Annotated in this window: 26 protein-coding genes and 1 pseudogene; 11 read left to right on the top strand and 16 right to left on the bottom strand. The window is 69.3% G+C overall.

The window, feature by feature from the left end; all coding sequences use genetic code 11:
* A complete protein-coding gene (locus tag PV396_RS27740) occupies nt 1–600 on the top strand; it encodes a TetR family transcriptional regulator (protein WP_319209081.1) in 600 nt (199 codons plus the stop codon).
* Nucleotides 601–928: 328 nt separating this feature from the next.
* Here the strand turns inward: PV396_RS27740 and PV396_RS27735 are convergent, their stop codons facing one another.
* A complete protein-coding gene (locus PV396_RS27735) occupies nt 929–1,669 on the bottom strand; it encodes an ANTAR domain-containing protein (RefSeq protein ID WP_319209080.1) in 741 nt (246 codons plus the stop codon).
* 366 nt (nt 1,670–2,035) lie between these two features.
* On the opposite strand from PV396_RS27735, the gene PV396_RS27730 reads away from it, so the two are divergent.
* Nucleotides 2,036–2,431, top strand: coding sequence for an STAS domain-containing protein (locus tag PV396_RS27730; RefSeq protein WP_319209078.1), 396 nt, complete (start codon nt 2,036–2,038; stop codon nt 2,429–2,431).
* Nucleotides 2,428–3,378 (top strand): sensor histidine kinase, encoded by a 951-nt coding sequence (locus PV396_RS27725; protein WP_319209076.1) that lies wholly within the window; start codon nt 2,428–2,430, stop codon nt 3,376–3,378. Before PV396_RS27730 ends, PV396_RS27725 begins: the two co-directional genes overlap by 4 nt.
* 127 nt (nt 3,379–3,505) lie before the next feature.
* Here PV396_RS27725 and PV396_RS27720 read toward each other — a convergent pair whose 3' ends face one another.
* The 4 genes from PV396_RS27720 to PV396_RS27705 form a co-directional block, all read right to left on the bottom strand.
* On the bottom strand, nt 3,506–4,969 hold the full coding sequence (locus tag PV396_RS27720) for an aldehyde dehydrogenase family protein (protein ID WP_319209075.1): 1,464 nt from the start codon (nt 4,967–4,969) through the stop codon (nt 3,506–3,508).
* Nucleotides 4,966–6,699, bottom strand: coding sequence for a D-aminoacylase (locus tag PV396_RS27715; RefSeq protein ID WP_319209073.1), 1,734 nt, complete (start codon nt 6,697–6,699; stop codon nt 4,966–4,968). The genes PV396_RS27720 and PV396_RS27715 overlap by 4 nt, the downstream gene beginning before the upstream one ends.
* A gap of 104 nt (nt 6,700–6,803) precedes the next feature.
* A complete protein-coding gene (locus PV396_RS27710; protein ID WP_319209072.1) occupies nt 6,804–7,922 on the bottom strand; it encodes an LLM class flavin-dependent oxidoreductase in 1,119 nt (372 codons plus the stop codon).
* A gap of 183 nt (nt 7,923–8,105) precedes the next feature.
* Nucleotides 8,106–8,882 (bottom strand): glucose 1-dehydrogenase, encoded by a 777-nt coding sequence (locus tag PV396_RS27705; protein ID WP_319209344.1) that lies wholly within the window; start codon nt 8,880–8,882, stop codon nt 8,106–8,108.
* 252 nt (nt 8,883–9,134) lie between these two features.
* Here PV396_RS27705 and PV396_RS27700 point away from each other — a divergent pair, with 252 nt between their 5' ends.
* A complete protein-coding gene (locus PV396_RS27700) occupies nt 9,135–9,875 on the top strand; it encodes a hypothetical protein (RefSeq protein WP_319209071.1) in 741 nt (246 codons plus the stop codon).
* Nucleotides 9,876–9,943: 68 nt separating this feature from the next.
* On the top strand, nt 9,944–10,735 hold the full coding sequence (locus PV396_RS27695; RefSeq protein ID WP_319209069.1) for a hypothetical protein: 792 nt from the start codon (nt 9,944–9,946) through the stop codon (nt 10,733–10,735).
* 47 nt (nt 10,736–10,782) lie between these two features.
* Here PV396_RS27695 and PV396_RS27690 read toward each other — a convergent pair whose 3' ends face one another.
* The 6 genes from PV396_RS27690 to PV396_RS27665 form a co-directional block, all read right to left on the bottom strand.
* Nucleotides 10,783–11,526 (bottom strand): response regulator transcription factor, encoded by a 744-nt coding sequence (locus PV396_RS27690; RefSeq protein WP_416071486.1) that lies wholly within the window; start codon nt 11,524–11,526, stop codon nt 10,783–10,785.
* A 99-nt stretch (nt 11,527–11,625) separates the two neighbouring features.
* Entirely contained in the window at nt 11,626–12,552 is a 927-nt protein-coding gene (locus PV396_RS27685; protein WP_319209067.1) for an LLM class F420-dependent oxidoreductase, read from the bottom strand.
* A 299-nt stretch (nt 12,553–12,851) separates the two neighbouring features.
* Nucleotides 12,852–15,128: a hypothetical protein gene (locus PV396_RS27680; protein ID WP_319209066.1), complete on the bottom strand. Its 2,277-nt coding sequence runs from the start codon at nt 15,126–15,128 to the stop codon at nt 12,852–12,854.
* 46 nt (nt 15,129–15,174) lie between these two features.
* A complete protein-coding gene (locus PV396_RS27675) occupies nt 15,175–16,023 on the bottom strand; it encodes a hypothetical protein (protein WP_319209065.1) in 849 nt (282 codons plus the stop codon).
* 2 nt (nt 16,024–16,025) lie between these two features.
* The gene (locus tag PV396_RS27670; RefSeq protein ID WP_319209063.1) at nt 16,026–16,901 is read right to left on the bottom strand and encodes a VWA domain-containing protein; all 876 of its coding nucleotides are present in this window, start codon (nt 16,899–16,901) and stop codon (nt 16,026–16,028) included.
* Nucleotides 16,902–17,053: 152 nt separating this feature from the next.
* A complete protein-coding gene (locus PV396_RS27665; protein WP_319209062.1) occupies nt 17,054–18,328 on the bottom strand; it encodes an amidohydrolase family protein in 1,275 nt (424 codons plus the stop codon).
* Between the two features lie 263 nt (nt 18,329–18,591).
* Between PV396_RS27665 and PV396_RS27660 the strand changes: the two genes are divergently transcribed.
* Both PV396_RS27660 and PV396_RS27655 read left to right on the top strand, forming a co-directional pair.
* A complete protein-coding gene (locus PV396_RS27660; RefSeq protein WP_319209060.1) occupies nt 18,592–21,552 on the top strand; it encodes an AfsR/SARP family transcriptional regulator in 2,961 nt (986 codons plus the stop codon).
* Between the two features lie 230 nt (nt 21,553–21,782).
* A complete protein-coding gene (locus PV396_RS27655) occupies nt 21,783–21,983 on the top strand; it encodes a hypothetical protein (protein ID WP_319209058.1) in 201 nt (66 codons plus the stop codon).
* Between the two features lie 103 nt (nt 21,984–22,086).
* On the opposite strand, the gene PV396_RS27650 is transcribed toward PV396_RS27655, so the two are convergent.
* The 4 genes and pseudogenes from PV396_RS27650 to PV396_RS27635 form a co-directional block, all read right to left on the bottom strand.
* Nucleotides 22,087–22,479, bottom strand: coding sequence for a PIN domain-containing protein (locus tag PV396_RS27650; protein WP_319209057.1), 393 nt, complete (start codon nt 22,477–22,479; stop codon nt 22,087–22,089).
* Between the two features lie 2 nt (nt 22,480–22,481).
* The gene (locus PV396_RS27645) at nt 22,482–22,760 is read right to left on the bottom strand and encodes a hypothetical protein (protein WP_319209340.1); all 279 of its coding nucleotides are present in this window, start codon (nt 22,758–22,760) and stop codon (nt 22,482–22,484) included.
* Nucleotides 22,761–22,874: 114 nt separating this feature from the next.
* Nucleotides 22,875–23,111, bottom strand: a pseudogene (locus PV396_RS27640) (ATP-binding protein); the annotation flags it as partial.
* Nucleotides 23,112–23,176: 65 nt separating this feature from the next.
* Nucleotides 23,177–23,413 carry a hypothetical protein gene (locus tag PV396_RS27635; protein WP_319209056.1) on the bottom strand — a complete coding sequence of 79 codons (237 nt, stop codon included), beginning with the start codon at nt 23,411–23,413 and terminating at the stop codon, nt 23,177–23,179.
* A gap of 130 nt (nt 23,414–23,543) precedes the next feature.
* Here PV396_RS27635 and PV396_RS27630 point away from each other — a divergent pair, with 130 nt between their 5' ends.
* From PV396_RS27630 to PV396_RS27620, 3 genes are read left to right on the top strand one after another with little or no spacing between them, the layout of a single operon-like run.
* Nucleotides 23,544–24,395, top strand: coding sequence for a helix-turn-helix transcriptional regulator (locus tag PV396_RS27630; protein ID WP_319209055.1), 852 nt, complete (start codon nt 23,544–23,546; stop codon nt 24,393–24,395).
* Nucleotides 24,376–24,597, top strand: a complete 222-nt coding sequence (locus PV396_RS27625) for a DUF397 domain-containing protein (RefSeq protein WP_319209054.1) — start codon at nt 24,376–24,378, stop codon at nt 24,595–24,597. The genes PV396_RS27630 and PV396_RS27625 overlap by 20 nt, the downstream gene beginning before the upstream one ends.
* On the top strand, nt 24,594–24,929 hold the full coding sequence (locus PV396_RS27620; RefSeq protein ID WP_319209053.1) for an ankyrin repeat domain-containing protein: 336 nt from the start codon (nt 24,594–24,596) through the stop codon (nt 24,927–24,929). Before PV396_RS27625 ends, PV396_RS27620 begins: the two co-directional genes overlap by 4 nt.
* 13 nt (nt 24,930–24,942) lie before the next feature.
* Here the strand turns inward: PV396_RS27620 and PV396_RS27615 are convergent, their stop codons facing one another.
* Nucleotides 24,943–25,398, bottom strand: a complete 456-nt coding sequence (locus PV396_RS27615) for a hypothetical protein (protein WP_319209051.1) — start codon at nt 25,396–25,398, stop codon at nt 24,943–24,945.
* A gap of 280 nt (nt 25,399–25,678) precedes the next feature.
* Here PV396_RS27615 and PV396_RS27610 point away from each other — a divergent pair, with 280 nt between their 5' ends.
* Nucleotides 25,679–26,632, top strand: coding sequence for an SDR family NAD(P)-dependent oxidoreductase (locus PV396_RS27610; RefSeq protein ID WP_319209050.1), 954 nt, complete (start codon nt 25,679–25,681; stop codon nt 26,630–26,632).
* The last annotated feature ends 99 nt before the right edge of the window (nt 26,633–26,731 follow it).

The raw sequence follows: 26,731 nt of genomic DNA, 5'->3' as shown, positions 1-26,731 counted from the left end.
ATGAACGATCGCGAGGGCGGCCCGGCGGGGCTGCGAGAGCGCACCCGGCGGGCAGTGCAGGCCGAGATCGTCACCGCCGCGATGCGGTTGTTCCTCGAGCGGGGGTTCGAGGCCACCACCATGGAGCAGATCGCGGGCGAGATCGGCATCTCGCGGCGCTCGCTGTTCCGCTATTTCGGCACCAAGGAAGACATCGTGCTGGGCGACCACGCCGCGCACGGCACGCTCCTGCGGGCGGCACTGGAAGCCCGTCCGGCAAGCGAAGCCCCATGGCCGGCACTCCGGGCGGCCCTCAAGGCACTCGTCGAGTCCCTCCCGTACTCACCGCAGGACTTCCTCAGGATCACGAGCATGCTCCACGCGTCCCCCTCCCTCAGGGCACGCCAGGTGGAGAAGCGACAGCAGTGGACGGAACTGCTGGTGCCGGACATCGCGAAACGCCTGGGCGACACGGACCCCATGGCCGAGGTACGGGCCCGCGCCCTCGTCGCCTGCGCCCTGGCCTGCTCCGAGGTCGCGACGGAAACCTGGGTGCGCAGCAACGGCACGGTCGACATGGAGGAGGTCTTCGACGCGGCGGTTGCCGCAGTACGCGGGTAGCAAGGCAGTTCAGCAAGGCACAGGTCTCAGGGGTAGCTGACGCAGTTGGCAGTGCAATCGCCGAACGTACTCAAGATCATCCCCAGGGCGAGGATACCCAGGATGATCCAAGCCACATGGGCGAAAGAATGGTCTTTGTAGGGTGGGATTTTCGGAGCGCTGCTCTGCGGAACCTCATCGTGGCTTTCGGGCTCGCCACCGGGTCCGCCAGGTGCGCCGGGTCCCTCTGCCGCCATCGCGTCATCCCCCGTCCTGGTGTGTCCTCTTATGGCACGACGTCAGATCTCGTCCGTCAAGACATGCGGCGGGTCAGGTAGCCCGCTCTTCTTCAGGGCGCGCGCCGCTGCCGGCGCTCCACCGCGTCCCGTAGCGCCCTGCGTACGGGCTCGGCGGGAGGGGGGCCGCCGGTGCTGACGGTGACGATCGCCTCGGCGACCTCGCGGAGTTTCGTGTTCGTGCGTTGGGAGGCGTCGCGCAGGGCGTCCCAGGCCTGTTCGGCGGTGCAGGATTCGACGGCCATCAGGATCCCGCGCGCCTGGTCGATGATCGGGCGGGACTCGATGGCCTGCTGTAACTGCTGGACCTCCTCCTGGAGTCTCTCGACCTCTGCCGCCCGTTCCGCCGCCACCGCCGAGAGCCCCTGGTCGGAGCGGAGCAGGGCGACCAGCTGGCGGGGGTCCGGGGGCAGCCAGCCAGAGGGAGGGGAGGAATTTTTGGGGTCTCGGGCGGGGGCGGGGATCGACAGGCCGGTGATCTCGAGGATTCGGAGCGGCTGGCCGTTCCAGTTGACCGTCCACAGGGGGGTGGCCGTGGTGCCGCTGTAGTCCTCCAGGCGTTCCAGGAACTGCAGTCCCGCGGTGTCCATGAAGGTGACCTCCTCCATGTCCACGACCAATCCGTCCGTCTCGGCCGGCAGCTTGCCCAGGACGGGGTCCAGCACCGTCGTACAGCCGTGGACGATCGCCCCGTTCGGCGCCAGGACCGCGGTCGTGCCCCACATCTCGACGCGGATGGTCAGCGGCCCATTGACGACGGGTGCCGACAATGGGGAAGCGGGGGCGACAGACATGTACTCACCTCGGGTCTGGGATCCGGATGTGCTGCCGTCGGGGTCCGCGCCACGCTTGCGCGCGGCTGTGCCAAAGCCCGCGGCCGTTGTGTTGGCGCGCCTTCCCCGTCCGGGACGACATATTCCGGATCGGGCGGAGAGATGGAGATACGGCGGTGAGGAACCCGTTTTGGCACGTCACACGGCCGGAGCACCTTCATGCATAACTCGTGTCCTGCGGGGCAGACGGGATTGGCGGTGTCGTACGGGAGGTGTGCATGAACGGCTTTCCTCGGTGGACGGCGCCGCGGGCGGACTCAGGGGGACGCAGGCGGATCCAGGGGACACGGGAATGCGAACGACCGGCAGACGGGTGGGGGTGGGGGCATGGACAGTTTGCGACGACGTCAAGCGGATGCCTCGGCATCGGCTTCGGCATCGGATTCGGCGCCGGTCATGTCTGGAAACGTGGGGCGCGGCCTGCTGCTGCACCCCCTGTCCGACCGGGCCGGATGGCAGGCGGTCGGCGAGATCACCACGGTCACCTGCCCGGCCTGGGAGCGCACGCTGAAGCTGTTGCCCTTTCGCAAGGAGGTCGTGTGGCATCTGGAGATGTCCGCCGTGACCTTTGTCGATGTCGCCGGCGCCTCGGCCCTGGCAGTGGCCGCTCAGGATCTCTCGAGCGGGCGGCGCATCGTGGTCGAACGGCCTCCGGCCACTCTGCCGAGGCTGTTTGAGATGTTCTGGCCCGACCTGTCCGCGATCGAGGTGGTGGCGCGATGACTGCCACGAACACGAAGACCGCTGAGGCGACCGCCGAGTCCTTCGTCCATCCCGCCCTGTTCTACCGGGGCGAGCAGGAGTACCTCGACGGCACGGTGCCCTTCGTACGTGAGGGGCTGAAGGCCGGCCATCCCGTGGCGGTCGCCGTGCCCGGCGCGAATCTGACCCTGCTCAAGGAGACCCTGGGCGCGGACGGCGAGTCCGTGCTCTTCCTCGACATGACCGACGCGGGCCGCAACCCGGGCCGGATCATCCCGAGGGTGCTGCGCGCCTTCGCCGACGCCCACCCTCAGACACATGTGCGGATCATCGGGGAGCCGATCTGGCCCGGGCGCAGCATCGTCGAGTATCCGGCGTGCGTACAGCACGAGGCGCTGATCAACCCTGCCTTCCAGGGCCGGGACGTCACCATCCTGTGCCCGTACGACGCCGAGCGCCTCGCCGAGGAGGTGCTGACCGACGCGTACGCCACCCACCCGGTGATCGTCTCCGGCGGCATGCACCGGCCCAGCCCGTCCTACGCGCCCGGGCAGGTCGTCGCCGACTACAACCGGCCGCTCGCGCAGGCTCCGGCGGCGGCCGAGCCCCAGCACTTCGGCCTCGACGAGCTGCCGGTCGTCCGCCATTTCGCCGTCGCGCGGGGCGCGGAGCTGGGCCTGACCGGCGTACGCCTGGACGACCTCGCTCTCGCGGTGGCCGAGCTGACGACCAACAGCGTGGTGCACGGCGGTGGCAGTGGCAGCCTGCGGATCTGGACGGAGGAGGGGCAACTGGTGTGCGAGGTCCGCGACCGGGGGCAACTGAACGACCCCCTCGCCGGCCGCCGCCCGGCCACCCCTGACCAGCGGGGCGGGCGCGGCCTGCTGCTGGTGCACACGGTGGCGGACCTGGTCCGGGTCCACACCGACGCGGACGGTACGGTCATCCGCTTCTACCTCGGCTGCTGACCAGCACTGATCGCTGATGGCTGATGGCTGATCGCTGATCGCTACCGGTCTGGACGGCAACCGACTCGGCGCCCCCGTTCACCTCACTCGGGTGCGCCCACGCTCTCCCCCGCGCCGTCCGGCAGACTCACCCCGCCCACACCACCGCCTGCACCTCCCCGTACGCGTGCAGCGCGTACGACCCCACGTCGCGTCCCACCCCGCTCCGCTTGAACCCGCCGAACGGTGCCTCCATGTTCCGTCCGACCGTGTTCACGCCCACGCCGCCCGCCCTGAGTCGGCGCGCGACCCGGAACGCGCGGGCCACGTCGCCCGACCAGACGTAGTCGATGAGGCCGTACTCGCTGTCGTTCGCCAGGGCGACGCCCTCGTCCTCGTCGTCGAACGGGATGACGGTCACCACCGGTCCGAAGATCTCCTCGCGGGCCACCCGCATGTCGTTCGTGCAGTCGGCCAGGAGGGTGGGGGCAATGTAGAAACCCCGGTCGTACGGCGGTCGTTCGCCTCCCGCGACGACCACCGCGCCTTCCTTCCGGCCCAGTTCGACGTACGCCTCGACCCGGTCCCGGTGCGCCGCCGAGATCACCGGCCCGACCACCGTGCCCTCCGCGCGCGGGTCACCCACCTTCAAGTAACCGACGTAGGCGGCGAGTTGATCGACGACCTGGTCGTACACGCCCCGTTGCGCCAGTACCCGTGTCGGGGCCGTGCAGATCTGGCCGCTGTAGAACGAGAACGTCGTGCCGATGCCCGCGACCGCCGCGCGGAGGTCCGCGTCGTCGAAGACGAGGGCCGCGCCCTTCCCGCCCAGTTCCATCAACTGGCGTTTCATGCCCCGGCCGCACACCTCGGCGATCCGCTGCCCGACCGCCGTCGAGCCGGTGAAGCTGACCATGTCGACGTCCGGGGAGTCGACCACCGCCTCCCCCACCTCGGCCCGTGTCCCGCTGACCACGTTGACGACACCCGGCGGCGCGCCCGCCTCCGCCAGCGCCGTCTCGAGCGCCTCCGCCATCCGGTACACGGACAGCGGGTCCTGCGGGGCGGGCTTCACGACCACCGTGTTGCCCATGGCCAGCGCGGGCGCGATCTTGCCCGCCGGGTTGGCCCAGGGGTTGTTGTACGAGGTGATGCAGGCGACCACGCCCACGGGCTGGCGTATCGCAAGGGCGCCCATCACCGCGGCCTTCCCGAACGGGCCCCCCTCGCTGACCTGCGGCGTGATCGCCCACTCGGCCGGCTCGACCGTCGCGTACCGGCGGAACCGGGCCGCGCCCACGCCCACCTGCATCCCGCGCGCGGTCCCCGTCGTGGCGCCGGTCTCCGCCTGGGCGAGGGCCGCGTACGGCACCAGGTTGCCCTGGATGATGTCCGCGGCGCGGGCGAGGACGGCGACCCGCTGCTGCGCGGGCATCCGCGACCACGGCCCGAAGGCCTCGCGGGCCGCCGCGGCGGCGGCGTGCGCCTGATCCCGCGAGGCCTCCGGCGCCCACCCGACGACTTCCTCCGTCGCCGGGTCGATCACCTCGTAGTGCCCGTCGGCCGGTTCCACCCACGAACCGCCGACGAACAGCCGCTGTCCGTCGGTCATTTGGTACTCACCGTCGCCGTGTCCCGGCCCGAGCGGAGCACCCGGCCCGGTACCGCCCCTGTCACCGTGTCGCCTCGTATCGCCTCAACTCCGTTGACCCATACGGCGGTTACGCCGATCGCCTTCGAGTCGAGACGCGGGCTGTCGCCCGGCAGATCGTGCACCAGGGTGGCCGTGTCGGCGGCGATCCGCTCCGGGTCGAAGAGGACCAGGTCGGCGTGGAAGCCCTCCTGGACACGGCCCCTCTCCCGCAGCCCGAACAGCCGCGCCGGTTCGTCGGTCAGCATCTGCACCGCCCGCTCCAGCGGCACGAGCTTGCGCCCGCGCAGACAGTCGCCGAGGAACCGGGTCGTGTACGGGGCCCCGCACATCCGGTCCAGGTGCGCGCCGGCGTCGGAGCCGCCGAGGAGCACGTCCTCGTGCCGCCAGGTCTCGGCGCGCAGGGTCCAGGACGCCGGGTCGTTGTCGGTCGGCATGGGCCACAGCACCGTACGCAGTTCGTCGGCCACGCAGATCTCGACGAGGCAGCTGAAGGGGTCGAGGCCGCGTTCGGCGGCGATGTCCTGCACCACCCTGCCGGTCAGGCCCTCGTTGGCCGCGCTGTAGGTGTCCCCGATGACATAGCGCCCGAAGTCCGTCAGCCGCCGGAAGACCCCGGCCTCCTCGCTCTGCGCCCGCCGGACCAGCTCCGCCCGCACGGCGGGGTCGCCGAGCCGGGTGATCCGCTCCGGGACCGGAAGCCCCAGCACCGGTCCCCAGCCGGGGATCAGGTTCAGCGCGCAGAAGGTGCCGAGGGACATGTTCATCGGCGTGAGGATGGGCATCGTGAGGGCGACGATGCGGCCACCCGCCTTACGGGCACGCTCACTTGCCTCGAGCTGGCGAGGTACGCGGGCCGGTACCGACGAGTCGATCGTGAGGACGTTCCAGTTCAGGGGGCGTCCGGCCGCCGCGCTCATCTCGACGAACAGATCGATCTCGGCGTCGCTGAACTGGTCGAGGCAGCCGGCGACGATCGCCTCGATCTGGGTGCCTTCGTGTTCGCCGACTGCCTGGGAAAGGGCGATGAGTTCGGCGGGGAGCGCGTGCCGGGACGCCACCGGTTTGCCGTCGCCGTCGGAGTGCGTGGACGACTGGGTGGTGGAGAATCCCCAGGCTCCGGCGTCCATCGCCTCGTGGAACAGGGCGAGCATGGCGGCGAGTTGCTCTTCCGTGGGCTGCCCGCCCACCGCGTCCGGCCCCATGACGTACCGCCGCAGCGCGCAATGCCCCACCATGAAACCGGCGTTGACCGCGATCCGCCCCTCCAGCGCGTCCAGGTACTCCCCGAAGCCGCTCCAGCTCCAGGGCGCGCCCTGCTCCAGCGCGACCAGGGACATCCCCTCGACCTTGGACATCATCCGCCGCGTGTAGTCGGCGTCCTCAGGCCGCGCCGGATTCAACGGGGCAAGCGTGAACCCACAGTTACCTGCGGCGACGGTCGTGACACCGTGGTTGAGGGATGGCGTCGCATACGGATCCCAGAAGAGCTGGGCATCGTAGTGCGTATGCGGATCAACAAACCCGGGCGCCAACACCAGCCCCGCCGCGTCCTCCGTCGTCCGCGCCTCCTGGGTGATCCGGGGCCCGATGGCCGCGATGCGGCCATCGCGTATCCCCACGTCCGCGATGTAGGCGGGCGCCCCGGTGCCGTCGACGACGGAAACGCCCTTGATCAGGTGATCGAGCAAGGCTGCACTCCCAATCTTTTAAGGGGCGCGGGGCTGCATCCGATCTGCGGCTCCGCCGCGGGGCGCGAACAACCCCCACGCGCCCGCACCCGCCAACGAGACCCTCAGGCAACCCCACGGAACCGCGAAGTCCGATGCACAGGATCCGTGTCAATCTTCGGAATCACCTGCTCACCGACCAGCCGAATCGTCTGAAGCGTGTCCTCCCGGGAGATCCCGATAGGCATCCCGAAGCTCAGCTGATCCGCCCCCGCCTGCTCCCACCGCTTGCACTGCGTCAGCACCTCGTCCGGATCCCCGCAGATCAACAGCTCCTCGGAGATGAGGAGTTCGATGATCTCCTCGTTGAACTCGGGCAGCGTCTCCGGCCACACCGGGAACCCCTCGGGACGAGGGAACGTGTCGTGGTAGCGGAACAGCAGCGACTGCAGATAGTGCAGCCCGCCGCCCGCCGCGATCCGTACCGCCTCCGCATGCGTCGGCGCGCAGATCGCCGTGGACGTCACCATCACGTTGTCGTTGACGTAGTCCCCGACCGGTTCGGCGTCCACGATCGCCGTCTTGTACTGGTCCAGCACCCACTCCATGTCGGAGACCTTCTGCACGCTGAAGCCGAGCACCCCGAGCCCCTTGCGGGCGGCCATGGCGTACGAGGGCGGCGAGCCGGCGGCGTACCACATCGCGGGGTGGGAGGGCCCGTACGGCTTGGGGAGGACCTTCCGGGGCGGCAGCGACCAGTGTTTGCCCTGGAAGCCGACGTACTCGTCCTGCGTCCACATCTTGGGGAACTCGGCGATCGTCTCCTCCCAGAGCTCCTTCGTGTGGTTCATGTCGGTGATGCCTGACATGAAGCCGAGGATCTCGTGCGAGCCGGCGCCCCGGCCGGAGCCGAACTCGAAGCGGTTGCCGGTGAGATGGTCGAGCATGGCGACCTTCTCGGCGACCTTCACGGGGTGGTTGACCGGGGCGAGCGGGTTGAAGATGCCGGAGCCGAGGTGGATGCGCTCGGTGGCGTGGGCGAGGTAGCCGAGGTAGACGTCACTGGCCGAGATGTGCGAGTACTCCTCCAGGAAGTGGTGCTCGGACACCCAGGCGTACTTGAAGTTCGACTTGTCCGCCTGGATGACGTACTCGGTCTCCTCCATCAGCGCCTTGTGCTCCGCGAGCGGATCGGTCTCGGCCCGCTTGCCCACGTATCCCTGTACAAAGAGCCCGAATTCCAAGGAGGTTCACCGTCCCCAGTAACCGTTCCTGACGTTCCTGACGTTTCTGACGCAGCGTCAGATTGGATGAGTCGACTGTTCCACCGGCCCCTGGGACCGTCAATAGCTGACGGTCAGTCAGGTATGCCCATAGGGCGTACGGTCAGGAACGGCAGTCGGGCAAGGGACCCGGTCCACGGCTCGTCACACGACGGAGACGCCCGCTAGCCAGCCCCCGTCGATCACGAACGGCTGCCCGGTGATGTACGAGGAGTCCTCCGAGGTGAGGAACAGCGCGAGCCGCGCCACCTCGTCCGGGCGCCCGATCCGGCCCAGCGGCACCAGCTTGCGGTACATCCGCTCCAGGCCCCGCGCGGAACCCTCGACATCCGCGTTCGGGTCCAGCACGGCCGGGTTGGACATCGCGGTGTCGATCGCGCCCGGGCACACGGCGTTGACCCGGATCCTCCGGCGCGCCAACTCCAGTGCGGCGACCCGGGTGAGCCCGACGATCGCGTGCTTGCTCGCCGCGTACGACCCGACCGCCGCCATCCCGGTCACCCCGGTGTACGAGGCGGTGTTGACGATCGTCCCGCCGCCCGCCTCGGCGATACGCGGCGCGACCGTCTTGATCCCGAGGAAGCAGCCGACCTGGTTGACCTGTACGACCTGCATGAACTCGTCGAGGGGAGTGTCGACGACGGTGTTGAAGCGCAGGATGCCGGCGTTGTTGACCAGCCCGTCGATCCGGCCGTACGCCTTCTCGGCGGCGGCGACGACCGCCTGCCACCCGGCTTCCTCGCGCACGTCGAGATGGACGTACAGCGCGCCCAACTCCTTGGCGAGGGCCTCTCCTTGGTCGTCGAGCACATCCGCGACGACCACCCGGGCGCCCTCCGCCGCGAAGAGCCTGGCCTCCTGCTCCCCCTGACCGCGTGCCGCGCCGGTGACGATGACGACCCGTCCGTCGAGCTTGCCCATGCGGAACCCCTTCGCAGCGTTCACATCGTGCGGATCGGTGGAGGTCAGCATCGTACCGCTGTATCTGACGATGCGTCAGGTCGGACGGCGAGTGGGCCTCGAGTGGACCGCGAGCGTGCTGCGTGTGCGAGAGCACACGCCAAGTAACCGGTGAGTAGGGATATTTGACCCTGTCGCGGACCTACGGGAGACGTCAATAATCCTCCACGAACAGGTAAAGCAACCCCCAAGGATTCTCAGGGACGGAGCGGCATGGCCAAGAGGCGCCTCAAGAACAAGAAGATCCGGATCGTGGCGGTCGGATCGGCGCTCGCGACCGGCGGCGTGATCATCACGCTCCTTCCGTCGGCGAACGCGGCCGAGGAGAAGACACCGGAGCAGATCATGACACTCTGCCAAAGGGCGGAGGTGCTCAACGGTAAACAGCAGGACATCTTCGACTTCGGCGGCCATCCGATCGCCGGCCCGAGTTTTGAGTCCGACAACTGCGATTTCGTCGAGACGAAGTTCGAGACCTTCGACGGACCCACCGAGAAGTCGTCCATCGATTTCCCGAACTGCGAGCCGAACGCCACCGAACCGTCGAAGGTCTCCATCACCTGGTCGGCCAGTGCCGCCCAGGGACAGGGAAAGTACACCGTGACCCAACAGGGCGGTGGCGGCGGCCTCTTCGGAGCCATCGGCGGGTCATGGCTCAAGCACAAGGGCACGCTGGAGCTGAGCACGAGGTCGGCCTCGGCCGGCGACACGGAAGAGCGCGAGGTGCCGGTCGGCAAGGTGCTCCACATGGAGTTCACGCCGAAGATGCAGCGGATGACCGGCGAATGGCGGGTGCGTATCGACGCCAACCCCGGCAGCTTCGCCGTGAACCCCACCCCGGAGAAGAACTTCGTCGCGCCCGACGTCATCGAGGGCCCCGCCGTCCTGCCCGGTGCCGCAGGCAGCCCCGGCCTCGTGGACGGCACCTCCAAGGCGGTCGTCGAGGACTGCTGACCTCCTGCCTCCACCCTCAAGAACCTCGATCATCGCAGCTCAACCGCCTTTCCACACAGGAGAATCCCATGACCCGCACCGGCCGCGCCAAGAGCCACCGGAGCAAGAAGAAGCGCATCACCCTCGCCCTGGCCCCGGTGGCGGCCCTCGCGGTGGCGGTCCCGCTGATGGCCCAGGCGGGCGCCGCCACGCCCTCCGAGGTGACCGCGGACTGCGCCTCGGACTCGAACAAACTCGAGGACTGCGATTTCGTTCCCGTGCAGAACAAACGCAACAGCCTCGGCCCCAACCAACGGGTTTCCGCGGTGACCGACAACTGCGGTACGACCGGCACCGCCTCGAAGACCTTCAAGGTGGCCACGACCGTCAGCCGGTTCATTCAGCTGGAGGACGGCTTCGTCGCCGCGGCCGACTCGAAGCTGGCGAGTTCGTTCTTCGAGGTGGGCGTCAGTTTCAACACCTCGGAAATCAACATCACGACGGACGACAAGACGACCGGCCTGGAACTCAGCCGCACCGACACCGTGCAGGCGGACAGTATCGGTTTCTTCATGTGGTCGGCCAAGCGAACCGACGTGAGCGGATTCCTGCGTGCCACCTACAAGGACGAGCAGGACGGCCAGAAGGTGTTCTTCGCACCGAGCGAGGGCGCCGCGACCGTCCACGTCTTCTATCCGCAGCTCCTGAAGAACGGAACCCCGGACGGACGGCTTTGGCTGCGCAATGTGAAATGCGGAACTCCTGAGGCCAACGGCATCCTGAATTCAGCCAACAGCCTCCGGGCGGAACCGGGATTCGAACAGGGCGGCAAGAACGTCACGGACGTGGAAGTCCCACTGTCGGAGATTCCGGCTCCCTGACAGAATTCGGCCAGAACGTCAGCCAAATGGGGCGGCGCCAGTTGTTCTCACATGCGAACAGCTGGTGTCGCCCCGAGCCATCTCAGCACCGCGTCCGTACTCCCCCGGGCGTCGAGCTTGGCGTAGATGTTGCTGAGGTTGTTGCGGACGGTCTTCTCGCTCAGTCGCAGCCGCAGCCCGATCTCCTGGGCGCCCAGACCGGTCGACAACAGCTCCATGATCTGCCGCTCGCGCGGCGAGAGCAGGTTCCGCAGCCGCTCCATCGCCGTGGCGGCGACGGCCGCGTTCCCCGTCCCCTCCCCGGACGCCTGCTGGGCTGCCGCCTCCCGGAGGGCGGCGCACGCGATCGGCGAGAGGTAGGTGTGCCCGACGGTGGCCGCCGCGACCGCCGAGGCCAGCATGCAGGAGCAGTAGTCGCCCTCGACCAGATATCCCGCCCCGCCCCGGAAGACCTCCACGACGGTCGCCGTGTCCCGCCGGGGACTGACGACGATCACCGGAACGCTCACGGCCCCCATCGCCCTCAGCAGCACCGGGAACTCGGTCGCCGGTTCCTCGCATCGCAGGACGACGACATCCACGGCGCCTTCCTCACGCAGCTCGCGATAGGGAGGGGTCACGTGCAACGCCCGCCCCACGTGCGGATCGTCGGGGTCCGGCCAGTCCTCGTGCGGCCACTCACCCTCGGCGCAGGCGAGGCCGACGGCCAGCCTGGGCAGGGGTGCGAGTGCGGGTGAAGATGACGATGAGGGTGGGGGTGAGGAGTGGGAGACGAGCCGGGAGGTGCGCACCGTGCGTGTCCTTCCGCAGGGACCATGACGTCCGTACGTTCATACATACGCGCCCCAGCATGGACATGTTCAAAGATTCAAAGAGAGCCAGTCAGACTGTCAGACAGGTGCCAGAAGCGGGCCGACCTCCTCGCCGAACTGCCTTATCTGGTCCGTGAGTTCGATGACGCTCCGGCTCCTGAAGCGCACCTGCATCTGGTCCACCCCCATCGCGCCGTACGCCCTCAGCGACTCGGCGAGGGCCTCCGGCGGCCCGCTGACCGTCCGCCGCCCGACGTCCCACCCCGGCTCACCGACGTACAGCGGCTCGGTGATGGCCCCGATGATGAACGGCCCCTGGACTGCGGCCTCTTCGCGCAGCCGCCGGATCCTGGCGATCTGGTCCGGGAGGCGGTCGCGCGGGTCGCCCTGCGGCAGCCAGCCGTCGCCCTTGAGGGCGGCCCGGCGTACGGCGGCGGGGGACGATCCGCCGACCCAGAGCGGTACGTGTGCCTGCGTGGGCCTCGGCCGCTGTCCGAGCCCCTCGAAGTCGTAGAACTTGCCGTGGTGCTCGGGGAATTCGTCCGGCCCGAGCGCGGCACGCAACGCGTCGATCGTCTCGTCGAGTACGGCGCCCCGGCGCTCGAAGTCGGCCCCGAGGACCTCGAACTCCTCCTGTACGTGGCCTGCCCCGACCCCGAGGATCAGGCGTCCGCCGGAGAGGTGGTCGAGGGTGGCGTACTGCTTGGCGGTGAGGAGGGGGTGGCGCAGGCCCACGACGGCGACGTGGCTGAGGAGTCGGACGTGTTCGGTGACGGCGGCGAGGTGGGCGAGGGTGGCGACCGGGTCGTACCAGACGGTGCTCATCGCGGGGGCGAGGCGGTGGGGGATGGCGACGTGGTCGCAGGTGGCGAGGTAGGTGAAGCCGGCGTGGTCGGCGGTGCGGGCGATGTCGAGGAGGTCGGTGGGGGTGGCTGTGCGTTCCCAGGGTTCGGCGTAGATGGTGGACTGGGACTGGATGGGGAGTTGCATGCCGTAGTGGGTCATGGGCGCGTCCCTTTTCCGCGAGGAGGTATCTGACGGACCGTCAGTTCATACTCTGGCCGCCATGGTTACCGGCGGGCAAGGGGTTGCCGGCCCTTCTGTCCTCGCCCCCGCCGCCCCTACCCGTCCCATCCCTTCCTGGGGGCTGCCGCCCCCAGACCCCCGCCACGGCCCTGAACGGGCCTCGTCCTCAAACGCCGGACGGGCTGGGAATGCGGGCCGGCACTGAAGGGGCCTTGCCCGAGCTGGATACCGACAGTAAACGGGCGGGTGGGTGGGTGGGTGGGTGGGTGGGTGGGAAACTACCGCCCGGTCAGCAGGAACCGTGCATACCTACCCGGCCCCAGCACCCCCCGTACAGCCGACAGTTCCGCCTCGACCCGCCCCCGCTCCACCCCCGCATACCCCAACTGCTTCTGCCGCTGCAAAAGCTCCGCCCGCCGACGCTGCGTATCCATCGCCCGCTGCTGCCGTTGCCCCATGAGGCGGCCGCGTTCGTCGGTGATCCGGCGTTGCAGTGCCGCCTTCTTCTGCTGGGCCTCGGCCTCCGCCTGCTTGATCTCCGTGCGGTGGGCCACCCGGAGTGCCGCGATGTCGGCCTTGATCTGGGCCTTGGCCGCCGCAGGCAGCGTCGTCGGCGCGGACGCCCTGGCCCGGCGTTCCAGGCCCTGCCGCCAGTCGCTGAGGACGGCGGCGCGGGCCTCGCCGATGCCGGGGACCCGGATCCGCTGGCCCCCCGGACCCACCAGGAACACCACGGACGGATTGTGCGAGAAGTCCACGCCGATGAAATCGGCCGCGCTGTGGATGCCCGCGTCCTGGAGTGCCTGGACCATCTTGCTGCCCATGTTGCTGAGCGACCGGGCCTCGTCGATCGGCGTGCCGCGCAGTTTGTCCTGGACGTGTGCCCTGATCGCGGGCTCCAGCGCCTTGTCGATCCGCCGCTGCTCCTTCGCCGCGAGCCCCACCAGTTGCTGCTGGGCCTGGTCGGTACGCCGGTTCAGGTCCATGGTGATACGGGCCTGGCCGTCGCGCAGCTCGATCTGGAGGGCCTGTACGCGCTGGTCCGAGGCCGTGTTGTCCTTGGCGAGGGCGTCGTCGAGGACCCGGATCTCCTTGTCCAGACGCTGGTGGGCGCTCGCCGGGTCGGCCAGTTCACGCGAGCGCCGTTTGAGTTCGCGCACCCGTTTCCGCGCCGCCCGGTACTCGGGCCGTCGGGCTCGCCCCCACCCGATCAGGGCGGCGGAGGTGAGCAGGGCCACGCCCTGGGTGGCCGGCAGGGTGTCCAGAGGCTGGGCCGCCGCGAGGACCAGCGCACCCGGCGCTGACGTACTGAGCAGCGCCCCGACCGCCGCGAACAGGTCACCGGCACCCCGCCCGCCGAACCCCGAGGGCACGGGGAGTCCGCCGCCACTGCTCCGCTGTGCCGGGGGCTGGGTTGGCGCGGAGGCCGGGGTCGCGGCGGGCACGCGTCCCGCCATCCAGGCCGGTACTCCGGACGCCGGGGCCCCGGACACCGGCGGCGTCCAGGACGTCACCGTAGGGCCCCTGCCGCCCAGGCCTCCCCCGGCCCCGTAAGCGCCCGCCCCCGTCGTCCGTTGTGCCGGGAGCCGCACGGCGTCGGGGGTCAGGGGCGGCAGGGCGGACGCGGGCCTGCCGAGGAAGCTCTTCACCCGGCCGGCGATGTCCCGTACCCGCCGGTCGGGATGGCTGAGCAGGACCGGCCAGGCCAGGGAGGTCGCCGGGTCCTTGAAGTCCGCCTCGGAGAGGATCAGGAACTCGCCGTGTCTGTCGTGGAGTTGGGTCCACAGGCCGGGGTCCGTGGCGACGGCGAGGAGGGCCAGTTCGATGGTCCAGGCGGAGAAGCGGTCCATGGCGGGGCCGTAGTCGGCGGCCGTGCGGGAGGGCGACTGGTAGTTGCGGTGGCCGTTCTCGGTGGCCTGCTCGCCGCGCAGGGCGGGGACGTACATGCCGTCGTAGTCGACGAGACGGAAGGTCCCGTCGACGGCCACGAGGAGGTTGCCGTGCTGGAGGTCGCCGTGGGCGATGCCGTTGCGCTCCAGGTCGGCGGTCATGGCCAGGAAACGCTCGGCGAGCGTGTGCAGGGCGGCCGGGTCGTGCAGGTTGCGTTCGATCCAGCCGATGAGTCCGGTGCCCTGGACCCAGGTCATCTTGACCGCCGGATACCACTCCTGCCCGACCAGAACGCCCTGCTCGAGGAAGTCGAACCCGACCGGCCACGGCTGGGACGTCCCGCTCGCGGCCAGTCCGCCGAGCGCCGAACTGATGGCGGAGTAGCGCTTGCCGAGCGTGGCACTGTCCCGGGTGAAGCATTTCAGCGCGTACCGCTGCCCGTCCTTCGCCGTGACGGAGAAGACGCTGGCGAAGTTCCCGGATATCGCCTTCGGACCCAGTACCGGGCTCTGCTGGACCGTGCCGTGCTTCAAGTCGGGGTCTCCGAAGCAGAGTTCGGGGTGCTGCAACGCCTCCGCGTAGTTCGCCCCCGTCGGGAACTTCCGAGCCGGTCCCGTACCGCTGCCGGGATCATGGCCGGGACGACCGCCACGGGACACCGCCACCTGAGCCTCCCCTCCCCTCTCTCTGTACGAGGTATACGGATGAGGTTCACACTCTCGCTCGGACGAGGGTCACATCGTCGTTGCGCATCCGGGCCCGCGCCCGCTGGTCTTCCACCCATTCGGTGAAGTCCTGCTGGTCGAAGGAGGAGAAGGCGGGTAGGGCAGCGACGCCGTTGTTGTCGGCGCCAGTTGACCGTGCGAGCAGCCAGGCCGCCAACGCGTCCGTGGTGAGCAGGAGTTCGTCCCCGGGCAGCAGCTCGCCCCACGTCACCCGCGTCCGTTCCGCGACCAGTTCCGCATCGCGGTTCCGGCTCCCCAGCAGCTGCGGGGTGATCCCGAACTCCTCGACCGAGCGCACGGGAAAGGAGTCCACCAGGCACCCGTCCCGCAGCTGGAAAACACAGCTGTCGCCGAGCGCGAAGGCGTACCAGAACCAGTGCGTCGTGCCGTCGTCCAGGACGGTGGCCCGGATCTCCGCTCCCAGCACCGTGGCGAACGCGCCCTTTTCCAGGCCGGGTTGCTCGTACCAGGCGATGGGTCTGCCCGCCTCGGCGCGCGCGGCCTGGTAGCGGGTGAGGAACGCGTCCCAGTGCACGGCGGAGCGCTCCATCAAGTCCCGTACGAACGTGCCGAGTTCGAGCCACCAGTCACCGGCGAGGCGCATGGACTCGACGGTGTCGCGGACCAGGAGCGCGGCCCAGTCGCGGGCGAGGAGGCTCTCCGAGGCGCCGTCGGACACGGAGGCGTACAGCGAGGCGACGGCTCGTCCGGCGCTGTCGACGCCGGCCTCGCCGGACTGCCAGCAGTACGCGGCGTCCTCGCACTCCTCGGGGCTGCTGCCGGCCTTCTGCGTCCACAACCACTGGGCCCGCGGCAGTGCCGGGATGTCCCCCATGGTCAGCGCAGCTCCGTCGCGCGGGTGCCGATGTCGAGGAACTCCACGATGGAGACGATGTCGGCGTTGTAGACGAAGCCCCGGGTGGTCTCGCTGACCCGGTGGCCCTGCGAGGCGGCGTACGAACGCATGTGGCTGGGCAGGACGCTGGACATCTGGAACAGCAACCTGGCGTAGTTGTCCGGCAGTTGTTCCTCGTTGTCCGGGAAGGTGATGGGGGCGCCGCCGGTTCCGGAGACGTGCAGGTTGAAGAGGAGGACCGGGCCGTCGGCGGTGGCGTGCGAGGCGAGGCCGATGGCCGCGCTGGTCGGGTCGCCGTCGGTGGACTCGCCGTCGGTGAGGTTGAGGACGATGGGCGGGAAGCCGCTTGGGTGGGCGTCGACCCAGTTGGACACGAGGGTGTCGGCGTAGCCGAGGGCGCGGGTCATCGGTGTGCCGCCGTTGGTCACCGGGTCCATCCACACCGGGAACTGCACGGTCGTCTCGACCAGCCCGCCGGCGCCGTCCGGCACCTTCTTGGTACGACTCTCCACCCGCGCCGGGTTGTTGGCGACCTCGCTCAGCGGAACGAGGTCGCGGCCGGCGAGGACGCCCTGGTAGGCGGAGCCGACGTGCTGGTGTCCGTAGCCGATGACGGCGACGTGGAAGTAGTCGCGTACGCCTTCCTCCTTGGCGCACTTGACCGACAGTTCCGTCAGCAGCCGGTTGATGGCGCCCGCGACCACCTCGGCCCGCGGCTGTGTGGTCTCACCGCTCTCCATCGGGTCGCTCATGGAAGCGGACTGGTCCACGAGGAAGATGAAGCATCCCGGGTTGGTCCGGCTGATCTCGGCGGTGTACGGCAACGGACGGCCCCCGTTTTTTCGCTGTGCGGTCACTGCGCCCACCGCGGTCACCGCGGACGCTGGGTCCCAGGGGGCACAGCCGTGTTCGGCCACACGTCTTCACCGTCCGACCACTTGGCCCCCCAAGGAGGTTCACGGTACCGGATGACCAGCGACGCTACGGGTTGTACGTGAGTTTCCTCCCGTTACGCCGAAGTGCCGGGCCGCCACAGCCCGTCCGCCGTGAGGCCCAGCAGTTCGATCGCGTTGCCTCGTACGATCCGCTCCACGACCTCCGGGTCCAGGTGGCCCATCTGCCGCTCGCCGACCTCTCTCGAACCGGGCCAAGTGGAGTCGGAATGGGGGTAGTCGGTCTCGTAGAGGACGTTTCCGACGCCGATCGAGTCGAGGTTGCGCAGGCCGAAGGCGTCGTCGAAGAAGCAGCCGTAGACGTGGTCGGCGAACAGTTCGGACGGCGGCCGGTGGACCTTGTCCGCGACTCCGCCCCAGCCCCGGTTCTCCTCCCAGACCACGTCGGCGCGTTCCAGGATGTACGGGATCCAGCCGATCTGGCCCTCCGCGTACATGATCTTCAGCTGCGGGAAGCGCTCGAACTTGCCGCTCATCAGCCAGTCGACCATCGAGAAGCAGCAGTTGGCGAAGGTGATGGTGGAGCCGACGGCGGGCGGGGCGTCGGCGGACGTGGACGGCATACGGCTCGACGAGCCGATGTGCATCGCGATGACGGTGCCCGTCTCGGCGCACGCGGCAAGGAAGGGGTCCCAGTCGTCGCCGTGGACGGAGGGCAGGCCGAGGTGCGGGGGGATCTCGGAGAAGGCGACCGCGCGGACACCCCGGGCGGCGTTGCGCCGGACCTCGGCCGCCGCCAGCTCCGCGTCCCAGAGCGGGATGAGGGTGAGGGGTATGAGGCGGCCCTGGGCGGCCGGGCCGCACCACTCCTCCACCATCCAGTCGTTGTACGCGCGTACGCCGAGCAGCCCGAGTTCGTGGTCGGCGGCCTCGGTGAAGGTCTGGCCACAGAAGCGCGGGAAGGTCGGGAAGCAGACGGCGGACTGGACGTGGTTGATGTCCATGTCGGCCAGTCGCTGCGGGACGTCGTAGGAACCCGGGCGCATCTGCTCGTAGGTGATGATCTCGAGCTTGATCTCGTCCCGGTCGTAGCCGACGGCGGTGTCGAGGCGGGTGAGGGGGCGGCGCAGGTCCTCGTAGATCCACCAGTCGCCGATCGGGCCGTCGTCGCCGGGTTCGCCCATGACGGGCTTGAACCGGCCGCCGAGGAACGACATCTCCTTCAGCGGCGCGCGGACCACGCGGGGGCCGATGTCCAGGTACTTCTTCGGCAGCCGGTCCTGCCAGACATCGGGGGGCTCCACCGTGTGGTCGTCCACCGAGATGATCTTCGGGAACGCGGGGGCAGAGGTCTCCGCACTCTCCACAGCACTCTCCACAGTCGTCTCCATGAAAGGCACGGTAGCGCCGATCTGACGAACCGTCAGCTATGCGGCCGGGTGTCCCTTTCTGTGGAAACCTGTGCGCAGACCGTGTGAGAACCCTGTGATACCTCGTGCGCCCGTCTGTGATCACTGTCTCCGGAGCTGACGCACATGCCATGGACAAGGCAAACTGCTGTTCTGGTCTTGAAGTTCGGCAGGGAGCGGTGATGGGTGACATACCGGCTGTACCGCGGGTGCCGGCACAGCGGGATCCCAGGGATACGCCGGTAATGTCCCCGGCGGACTCTCCGGCTGATTCCCCGGCGGCGCTGCGCTTCAGCGTGCTCGGGCCGGTACGGGCCTGGCGCGACGAGGAGTCGCTGCCCACCGGTTCTCCGCAGCAACGGGCGCTGCTGGCCGCGCTGTTGCTGCGCGAGGGCCGGACGGCGACGGCGGCCGAGCTGATCGACGCGCTGTGGGGCGAGGAACCGCCCTCGCAGGCGCTGGCGGCGGTACGGACGTACGCGTCGCGGCTGCGGAAGGTGCTGGGCGCCTGGGTGCTGGTGAGCGAGTCCGGCGGATACGCGATCCGTTCGCTCGCGGAGGGCGCGCTCGATGTGACGGTCGCGCAGGAACTGGCCGCCGAGGCCGAGAAGTCCAAGAGCGCCGGTGATCTGTCCCATGCGCGCGACGTCCTCAACCAGGCGCTGGAACTGTGGGACGGCAAGCCGCTGGCAGGGGTCCCGGGGCCGTACGCGGACGCCCAGCGAGCCCGGTTGGAGGAGTGGCTCCTCCAACTCCTCGAATCGCGCCTCGACATGGACCTCGAGCAGGGCTGCCACGCCGAGTCGGTCAGTGAGTTGACCGCTCTCACCGCCGAGCACCCCCTCCGTGAGCGCCTCCGCGAACTGCTGATGCTGGCGCTCTACCGCAGCGGCCGGCAGGCCGAGGCCCTCGCGGTGTACGCGGACACGCGCCGCCTCCTCGCCGACGAACTCGGCGTCGATCCCCGGCCCGGCCTCAAGGAGTTGCAGCAACGCATCCTCCAGGCGGACCCGGGTCTCGCCGAGCCCTCCGCCCCGCTCGCACCGGAACCGACGCCCGCGCCCGTCCGCCCCGCGCAACTCCCGGCCACGGTCCCGGACTTCACGGGCCGTTCCGCCTTCGTCTCCGAGCTGAGCAAGGTCCTGTCGTCCGCCTCCTCGGCGTCGTCGGCGCAGGGCCGGGTGATGGCCGTATCGGCGCTGGCCGGTATCGGCGGCGTCGGCAAGACGACCCTCGCCGTGCACGTGGCCCACCAGGCCCGATCCGCCTTCCCCGACGGGCAGTTGTACATCGACCTCCAGGGCGCCGGCACCCGCGCGGCCGAGCCGGAGACTGTCCTCGGCGCGTTCCTGCGCGCCCTCGGCACGCCCGACTCGGCGATCCCGGACTCACTGGAGGAACGCGCGGCCCTGTACCGCTCGGTGCTGGACGGCCGCCGGGTCCTGGTCCTGCTGGACAACGCGCGCGACGCCGCCCAGGTACGTCCGCTGCTGCCCGGCACGGAGGGCTGCGCGGCCCTGGTCACCTCCCGGGTACGGATGGTGGACCTGGCCGGCGCCCACCTCGTCGACCTGGACGTCATGTCCCCCGAGGAGGCCCTCCAACTGTTCACGAAGATCGTGGGCGAGGAACGGGTCGCCGCCGAGCGCAAGGCCGCCCTGGACGTGGTCGCGGCCTGCGGTTTCCTGCCGCTGGCGATCAGGATCGCGGCGTCCCGGCTGGCGGCGCGCAGGACGTGGACGGTGTCCGTCCTGGCGGAGAAGCTGGGCGACGAACGCCGGCGCCTGGACGAACTCCAGGCCGGCGACCTCGCCGTGAAAGCGACCTTCGAACTCGGCTACGGCGCCCTGGACGGCCAACAGGCCCGCGCGTTCCGCCTGTTGGGCCTTGCCGACGGCCCCGACATCTCCCTCGCGGCAGCAGCGGCCGTACTGGACCTGCCGGTCGACGACGCCGAGGAAGTCCTCGAGTCCCTGGTCGACACCTCGCTGCTGGAATCGGCGGCGCCGGGCCGCTACCGCTACCACGATCTCGTCCGACTCTACGCGCGTGCGTGCGCCGAACGGGACGAACACCCGCCTGGCGAGCGGGAGTCGGCGATGTCCCGCCTGCTGGACTTCTACTTGGCGACGGTCGCCGCGACCTACCGGATCCAGCGCCCGGAGGACAGGCTCGTCGACAACCTGGAGCAGGCCGAGTATCCCGGGCTGACGTTCGCCGACAGCCACGCCGCGCAGGACTGGGTGCACGCGGAGGCGGTGTGCGTGCTGGCCTGCGTACGGCAGTCCACGGCCCAGCCGCACACCCTGCGCCGCGCCGCCGACGTTCTGTGGGCGGCGGTCGAGCTGGCCGAGTCCGGCACCAACTCCCGTGAGTACGAGGCGGTCGCGGCGACCGTGCGCGACGCGGCGCGGGCGTCCGGCTGCCAACGCACCGAGGCACGCGCCCTCACCACCCTGGCCTTCGTGCACCACGTCTCCGGCAGTCTCTTCGACGCGGCCGTCCAGGAGTCGGAGCGGGCAACGGAGTTGGCGCTCGCCGCCGACGACCAGTACACCGCCTGCTGGTCGTCCAACATCAGCGGCGTCGTCGCGCTCTACCAGAACCGGCACGACGCGGGCGAGGCCCACTTCACCCGCGCCATCGAGAGCTACCGCGCCTTCGCCGACCGCCCCGGCGAGGCGAGCGCCCTGTGCAATCTGTCCCGCATCCACCTCGCCACGGGCCGCACCGACAGCGCGGTCGCCCTCGCCCAGCAGGGCACGGCGATGTACGACGCGATGGGCCACACCGTACGAGGGGCCAACGGCCGGTACGCGCTGGGCCTGGCACTCACCCAGAGTGGCCAACTGACTGACGCGGCAGACCACTTGGACCAGGCACTGCGGATCTTCCGGGACAGCAGGCAGCGCCTGTGGGAGGGCATGACCCTCTTCCGCCTCGCCGAGGTCGACCTCGCCGCCTCCCGCCCGGCACGCGCGGCGGCCAACGCCGAGCAGGCGCTGACGGTGCTGCGGGGCATCGGCGGCGAGTGGCGACGCGGCAACGTCCTCACGGTCCTCGGCCGCGCCCTGCACGGCATCAACCAACTCGACCGCGCCCAGGTGTGCTGGCAGGACGCGCTCGGTATCTTCGAGTCGCTGGGGGCACCGGAGGTGGACGCGGTGCGGGAGTTGCTCGGCCGGACGACGCGTACGAACTGCTGAAGGTTGCTCGGGCGAACCGAATAACGAGCGGCGTTCATCGTTCGTTTATCGCCGTCCGGCAGGCTCGTCCCTGTCGAGCCGTCGCGTCGGGGGGCAGGCGGAACGACAGAGGGCCGGGACCTTCTAAGGTGAACCGGCCCAGGGGCCCCGCCCCGCAGTCCGCGGGGGAGTCGCGGGGCGGGGCCCTCAGTCCTACCGGTCACCATTCAGGCTTCAGGGGAGACAGCAAGATGAGCGACACAGTCAAGCCGACCGACGTACACGCGACGAGCGAGCCGGCCACCGCCACCACGCTGGGCGACGTCCACGCGACGACCGAACCGGCCAAGAAGACCAAGGCCACGGCGACGATCCTGGGCGACGTCCACGCGACGACGGAGCCGACGACGACCAAGCCGAACGACGTCCACGCGACGAGCGAAGAGGCCTGAGCCACCGGCTCCGCCACCACCTCAACAGACGTACACCAACACGGGGAACGACCGCGGCGGCGCGGAGGGGGAGCCGTCGCGGTCGTGGTGTGTGCGGGTGTTCTCAGAGGCCTCTGACGACCACCTTTGAGCTGCACAGTTTCCCCATGTCGTCCTCGTCGGACGTATACAGCACCACGCCGCCCGCCTGCCGCTCCGCGATCACTGCCAGTGCCGCGTCGATCGCGTATTTATGGCCGTGCAGGCCCGCTCCCTCCAGTAGCCCGATCGCGGTGTCGGCTACCTCCCTGGTCACGGGCTCCACCACGACCCGGGACATGGCCCAAGCCCAGGCCCCCCGTTTCACCTGACCGTGGTAGGCCTCGATGAGCGTCATGGAGCTGGTGACAAGGCGAATACCCGCACGGCGAGCGTCCTTGAGCCTGGACATCATCACCCGCTCACCAAGCACTGCCCGCGACAACGCCTCGCAGTCCAGCACATAGCAGCTGGGCATCCTCAACTCGCCTTCGGATACTGCGCCTCGGCGGCCGCCTCACGCTCAGCGAAGATACCGTCGATCTCCCGGCGCTCGGCCTCGGCCGCCGCCAGTTCGGCTTCCGTGACCGGCCCGTGCTCATCCTCCAACCACGCCACCAGCTCACCCAGCCGGTCCTGCTCCCGCTGACGCTCTATGGCCCGCGCGACATAGGCACTGAACCCACCGGGTCCCACCTCGCTCCGGATCTCCTCGGCGAGCTCCTCCGGCAGTGTCACGGTGTACTTCTTCGTTGCCATACCGATCACCATACCGCCACTTTCCATGCCTTGCCCGCCGTCCGCCACGTCGCACCACACCGTCTTGCCCGCGGCCTCGACCTCCACGCCCCACCGCACGGCGAGGGCGCCCAACAGTGCCAGTCCACGCCCCGACTCGTCGGCCGCCGTGGCGCTGAGCAGCACCGGAAGGGCTCGCGGGTCGGGATCGCTGACGGCGACCCTGATACGAGCGCCGTCGACGCGGGCGACCCGTACGGAGACGGGCGTCCCCTCCCCCACATGCCGGATGACGTTGCCGACCAGTTCGGTGACGCACAACTCGACGTCCCCGCCCACCGGTTCGTAGACCTCCCCGAACCACTCCCGCACCGCCCGCCGCAACTCCGGTACCGCTTTGGCGACGGCCAGCAGCTCGGCGCCGAATTCCGCCCCGCTCACCGCCCGGCCGCGTTCCTCAGCACGGCGGCCAGCTTCCGCGCGGTGGCCGCGTTGCAGCCACCCAGCTCGACGTGCCCTCTGGTCGGCTGGTAACTCCCCGCGAAACCCGGCAGATCGATCCGCAGGGACGGCAGGGTGATGCCGTGCTCTCCGAGGGCGGCACGGAGTTCCTCGACGCAAAGGGTCGCGTCGAAGACGGTGGTGTTCTGATTCCGGGGCGGCGTCGACTCCATGGGGGGACCTCCCTGCTCAACGCACATGCATGTGCGTTCTGTGACGATTCCCTTACAGAGTGACGTGATTGCGCCTACGGTGGAAGGCATTCGGATTGCACAGCGCAACTGGAAAGAGACGGTGGTGGGCGTGCCCGTAGCCAAGAATCCCGACGCGTCTGCGAACGTCCCTTCCTTCTACGGCGCCGAGTTGCGCTTCCGGAGGGAGCAGGCGGGCCTGACCCTGGAGCAACTGGTCGAGGGAAGCTGGCGCGGCATCTCGTTCCTGAGCCAGGTCGAGCGCGGCGAACGCCGGATGACGATGGACCTGGCCAAACACGTCGACCAGAAACTCGGCACGGACGGCTTTTTCGTACGGCGCTGTGAAGACGCACGCAAGGCGAAGCAGTCGGGGCATGCGGAGTATTTCGCGGATGTAGTGGAGATGGAGCAGCACGCGGACACGATCGAGGAGTGGGCGCCCACGCTTGTCCCCGGCCTGCTCCAGACACGGGCGTACGCGGAGGCGGTCGTCCACACCTCGTTGCCCTGGTTGCCGCCCGACACGGTCGAGAGCCAGGTCCGGGCCCGCCTGGAACGCGCGGACATCTGGGAGCACGAGGAGCACCCGGCGTTCTGGGCGATCCTGCACGAGTCTCTGATCAGCAAGCCACTCCTGCCGCCGGAGGCGATGGCGGAACAACTGGAGCACATCGCGCACGTGATCCGCTCCACCCAGGGCGTTCTTCAACTCCTCCCGGAAACCACCACCGCCCACCCGCTCATGATGGGCATGATCAAGGTCATGACCTTCCCGGACGCACCCCCAGTGATCTACACAGAGGGTCTCCACAGCGGCCAACTCATCGACTATCCGGCCCTCGTGAAGAACTACCGCAGGTCGTACGATCTGCTCAGGGCGACGGCGCTACCACCTGAGACGTCCCTGGCCATGGTCGAGCGAGCGGCAGAGGACTACCGAAATGGCAAGCGGAAAGCGTGACTTGAGCACCCCGCAGTGGCGCAAGAGCAGCTACAGCAACGGAAGCGGTGGAGACTGCGTCGAGGTAGGCCTACCCCACCCCGAAGCCACAGAACTCGTCCCCGTACGCGACTCCAAAACCGCCCCCCACAACGGCCCCGTCCTCCTCTTCCAGGCCGGGGCCTGGTCAGCCTTCCTCGGTGACGTGAAGGTCGTCAGGTGACTGACACGTCTGACGACTCGAACTGGACGCCCGCACACAAGGCTGTGGAGGCCAGCGACTACGAGACGCTCACCGTTCTCCTCGCGTCCGGAACGGATCCGAACGAAAGGTGTTTCGGCCACACGCTGCTCACGCACGCGCTCGACGTGGAGGGCGACGGCCACCTGCAGACGGGGTACCCGTTGAACACGGCAGCGACAGCGATTCTGCTCGCGTACGGCGCAGATCCTCAGCTGTCGGCCGACGACGGGGAAACTCCCATGCAGCTTGCGGAACACTACGGTCATGTCATGGGACGAACACTGCTCGAGCGTTTCATCTCTCCGCGTTAGGGCTGCTGGGAGCTCACTTGGTGGACATGCGGGTGAGACCCTCCGGGTCGGCTGCGGTGATCTCACCAGCTGCGAGCTGGGCCTCCTTGCGCACCTGTGGGTCGGGGTGGTGGAGGAAGGGCTCGATCAGTTGGCTTGCCTGTGGGGCGTGTGTGGCGCCGAGGATGTAGAGGGCGTGTTCGAGGAGTTCGGGTTCCATCGTCGGCATGGCGGCTGTGAGCAGTGCGACGAGGTCCAGGGGTAGGCGGTGGTGGTCGACCGCCTCGCTGATGGCGTTCAGCGCGGACTCGCGGATCTTGGTCACCGGTTCGTCGATGGCCACGCTGACCAGACGTCCGACGATCATGCGGGCGGTGTCCGCGCTGGGGCCGGAGCTGCGCAGGATGTCGCCGAGGGTGTCGGCGGCGACGTCGCGACGGTCCGGCTCGCGGTCGGTCAGCGCTGCAAGTGCCTCGGAGATGTCGTCCATGTCGCCTCCTCGAATCACTCGAGCAGGGCCTGGGCGAGGTCCTGATCAACCATTGTGACTGCACTCCCGAACTGGCTATGGAGTACCTCAGCTGACTGCGCTCGCTCCAGTTCTTCGCGGGATCGATTTGTGGGCGGCGGCCTTTGTTCTTCCCGCTCTTCGGAAGGTTTGTCGGAAGGCTGTCGGCTGCGGCACTGATCTGTCAGCACTGTGTCGGTGCAGGTTGCGACCTTGGGCGGGGCGTGAGCACGCTGTCCCTGAGCGCAAGGAGCTTGTCATCGTGTCTTCCGCACCCCAGAGCCGGCGGCCGTGGGACGTTCACCGGCTGCCGTCTGCCGAGGGCAGGAACTTCCTGGTCACCGGAGGCAACGCCGGGATCGGCTACTTCGTCGCCGAGCAACTCGCCGCCACCGGCGCCGTCGTGGTGCTCGGCAGCCGGGACCCCGCGAAGGCCGACGTCGCCATCGCCTCGATCCGCTCGCGCGTCCCCGGCGCGCACGTGCGGCACCTGCGACTGGACCTGGCCGGGTTGACCTCCTTGAAGGCCGCCGTGGACAGGCTGGACCTCGATCATCTCGACGCCGTGGTCCACAACGCGGGGGTCGCGCTCGACGACCCGCCGCGTCGGGAGACAAACGACGGCCACGAGCTGATGTTCGGCACCAACCACCTCGGTCACTTCGCGCTCACCCAGTGGCTGGCCCCTTTCCTGTCCGCGGCCCCGGCCGCCCGCGTCGTGACGGTGGGAAGCTTCGCGGCACGATCCGAGCGCCTGGATATGGCCGATCTCCAGTCGACCCACGACTACCGGCCCAAGCGCACCTACGGCCGATCGAAACTGGCGCAGATGTGCTTCGCATTCGAACTCGATCGTCGCCTGCGCGCCATCGGCAGCTCGGTGTTCAGCATGGTTGCCCACCCCGGTGGCGCGCTGGACGCCCTCACCCCGTCCCGCCCGCCGATACACGCGACAACCGCCGGCGAGCGTCTGCGGTCCCTGCCCGCCGGGCTCCTGGTGCAGGGCAAGGACGCCGGAGCATGGCCCGTCGTCCGTGCCGTCCTCGACCCGGAAGTGCGGGGAGGACAACTGTGGGGGCCGAGGATCTTCGGCCTCCGCGGCACACCACGGAGTGAGACCGTCCCCTCTCATATGACCGACCCGGCCGTGGCCGCCGACCTGTGGACCGCCAGCGCCGAGTTGGCAGGAACCGACCCGCACCTCGGCTTCGGGTAAGCGCGGAAGCCTCCCGGAATTCCTGCGGGAGTTCGATGAGGGGCGTCAATGCTGCGATCGCGCCGGCTCGCCGGTGCGATCAGGCCGCGGTGGCGCCCT

Source organism: Streptomyces sp. ME02-8801-2C (assembly GCF_033793965.1).
Lineage (GTDB): Bacteria > Actinomycetota > Actinomycetes > Streptomycetales > Streptomycetaceae > Streptomyces.
The sequence above is the reverse complement of the archived record's forward strand: the minus strand, read 5'-3'. Positions and strand labels throughout refer to the sequence as shown.

What these genes read in the sequence shown, in the direction of transcription:
- PV396_RS27685 (WP_319209067.1), bottom strand. Translation starts at nt 12,552, where the DNA reads ATGACCCACTACGGCATGCAACTCCCCATCCAGTCCCAGTCCACCATC.
- PV396_RS27665 (WP_319209062.1), bottom strand. Translation starts at nt 18,328, where the DNA reads ATGGAGACGACTGTGGAGAGTGCTGTGGAGAGTGCGGAGACCTCTGCC.
- PV396_RS27725 (WP_319209076.1), top strand. Translation starts at nt 2,428, where the DNA reads ATGACTGCCACGAACACGAAGACCGCTGAGGCGACCGCCGAGTCCTTC.
- PV396_RS27635 (WP_319209056.1), bottom strand. Translation starts at nt 23,413, where the DNA reads ATGGAGTCGACGCCGCCCCGGAATCAGAACACCACCGTCTTCGACGCG.
- PV396_RS27720 (WP_319209075.1), bottom strand. Translation starts at nt 4,969, where the DNA reads ATGACCGACGGACAGCGGCTGTTCGTCGGCGGTTCGTGGGTGGAACCG.
- PV396_RS27615 (WP_319209051.1), bottom strand. Translation starts at nt 25,398, where the DNA reads ATGGACGACATCTCCGAGGCACTTGCAGCGCTGACCGACCGCGAGCCG.
- PV396_RS27740 (WP_319209081.1), top strand. Translation starts at nt 1, where the DNA reads ATGAACGATCGCGAGGGCGGCCCGGCGGGGCTGCGAGAGCGCACCCGG.
- PV396_RS27645 (WP_319209340.1), bottom strand. Translation starts at nt 22,760, where the DNA reads ATGGCAACGAAGAAGTACACCGTGACACTGCCGGAGGAGCTCGCCGAG.
- PV396_RS27650 (WP_319209057.1), bottom strand. Translation starts at nt 22,479, where the DNA reads ATGCCCAGCTGCTATGTGCTGGACTGCGAGGCGTTGTCGCGGGCAGTG.
- PV396_RS27675 (WP_319209065.1), bottom strand. Translation starts at nt 16,023, where the DNA reads ATGGGGGACATCCCGGCACTGCCGCGGGCCCAGTGGTTGTGGACGCAG.
- PV396_RS27700 (WP_319209071.1), top strand. Translation starts at nt 9,135, where the DNA reads ATGGCCAAGAGGCGCCTCAAGAACAAGAAGATCCGGATCGTGGCGGTC.
- PV396_RS27660 (WP_319209060.1), top strand. Translation starts at nt 18,592, where the DNA reads ATGTCCCCGGCGGACTCTCCGGCTGATTCCCCGGCGGCGCTGCGCTTC.
- PV396_RS27695 (WP_319209069.1), top strand. Translation starts at nt 9,944, where the DNA reads ATGACCCGCACCGGCCGCGCCAAGAGCCACCGGAGCAAGAAGAAGCGC.
- PV396_RS27730 (WP_319209078.1), top strand. Translation starts at nt 2,036, where the DNA reads ATGGACAGTTTGCGACGACGTCAAGCGGATGCCTCGGCATCGGCTTCG.
- PV396_RS27735 (WP_319209080.1), bottom strand. Translation starts at nt 1,669, where the DNA reads ATGTCTGTCGCCCCCGCTTCCCCATTGTCGGCACCCGTCGTCAATGGG.
- PV396_RS27705 (WP_319209344.1), bottom strand. Translation starts at nt 8,882, where the DNA reads ATGGGCAAGCTCGACGGACGGGTCGTCATCGTCACCGGCGCGGCACGC.
- PV396_RS27655 (WP_319209058.1), top strand. Translation starts at nt 21,783, where the DNA reads ATGAGCGACACAGTCAAGCCGACCGACGTACACGCGACGAGCGAGCCG.
- PV396_RS27625 (WP_319209054.1), top strand. Translation starts at nt 24,376, where the DNA reads ATGGCAAGCGGAAAGCGTGACTTGAGCACCCCGCAGTGGCGCAAGAGC.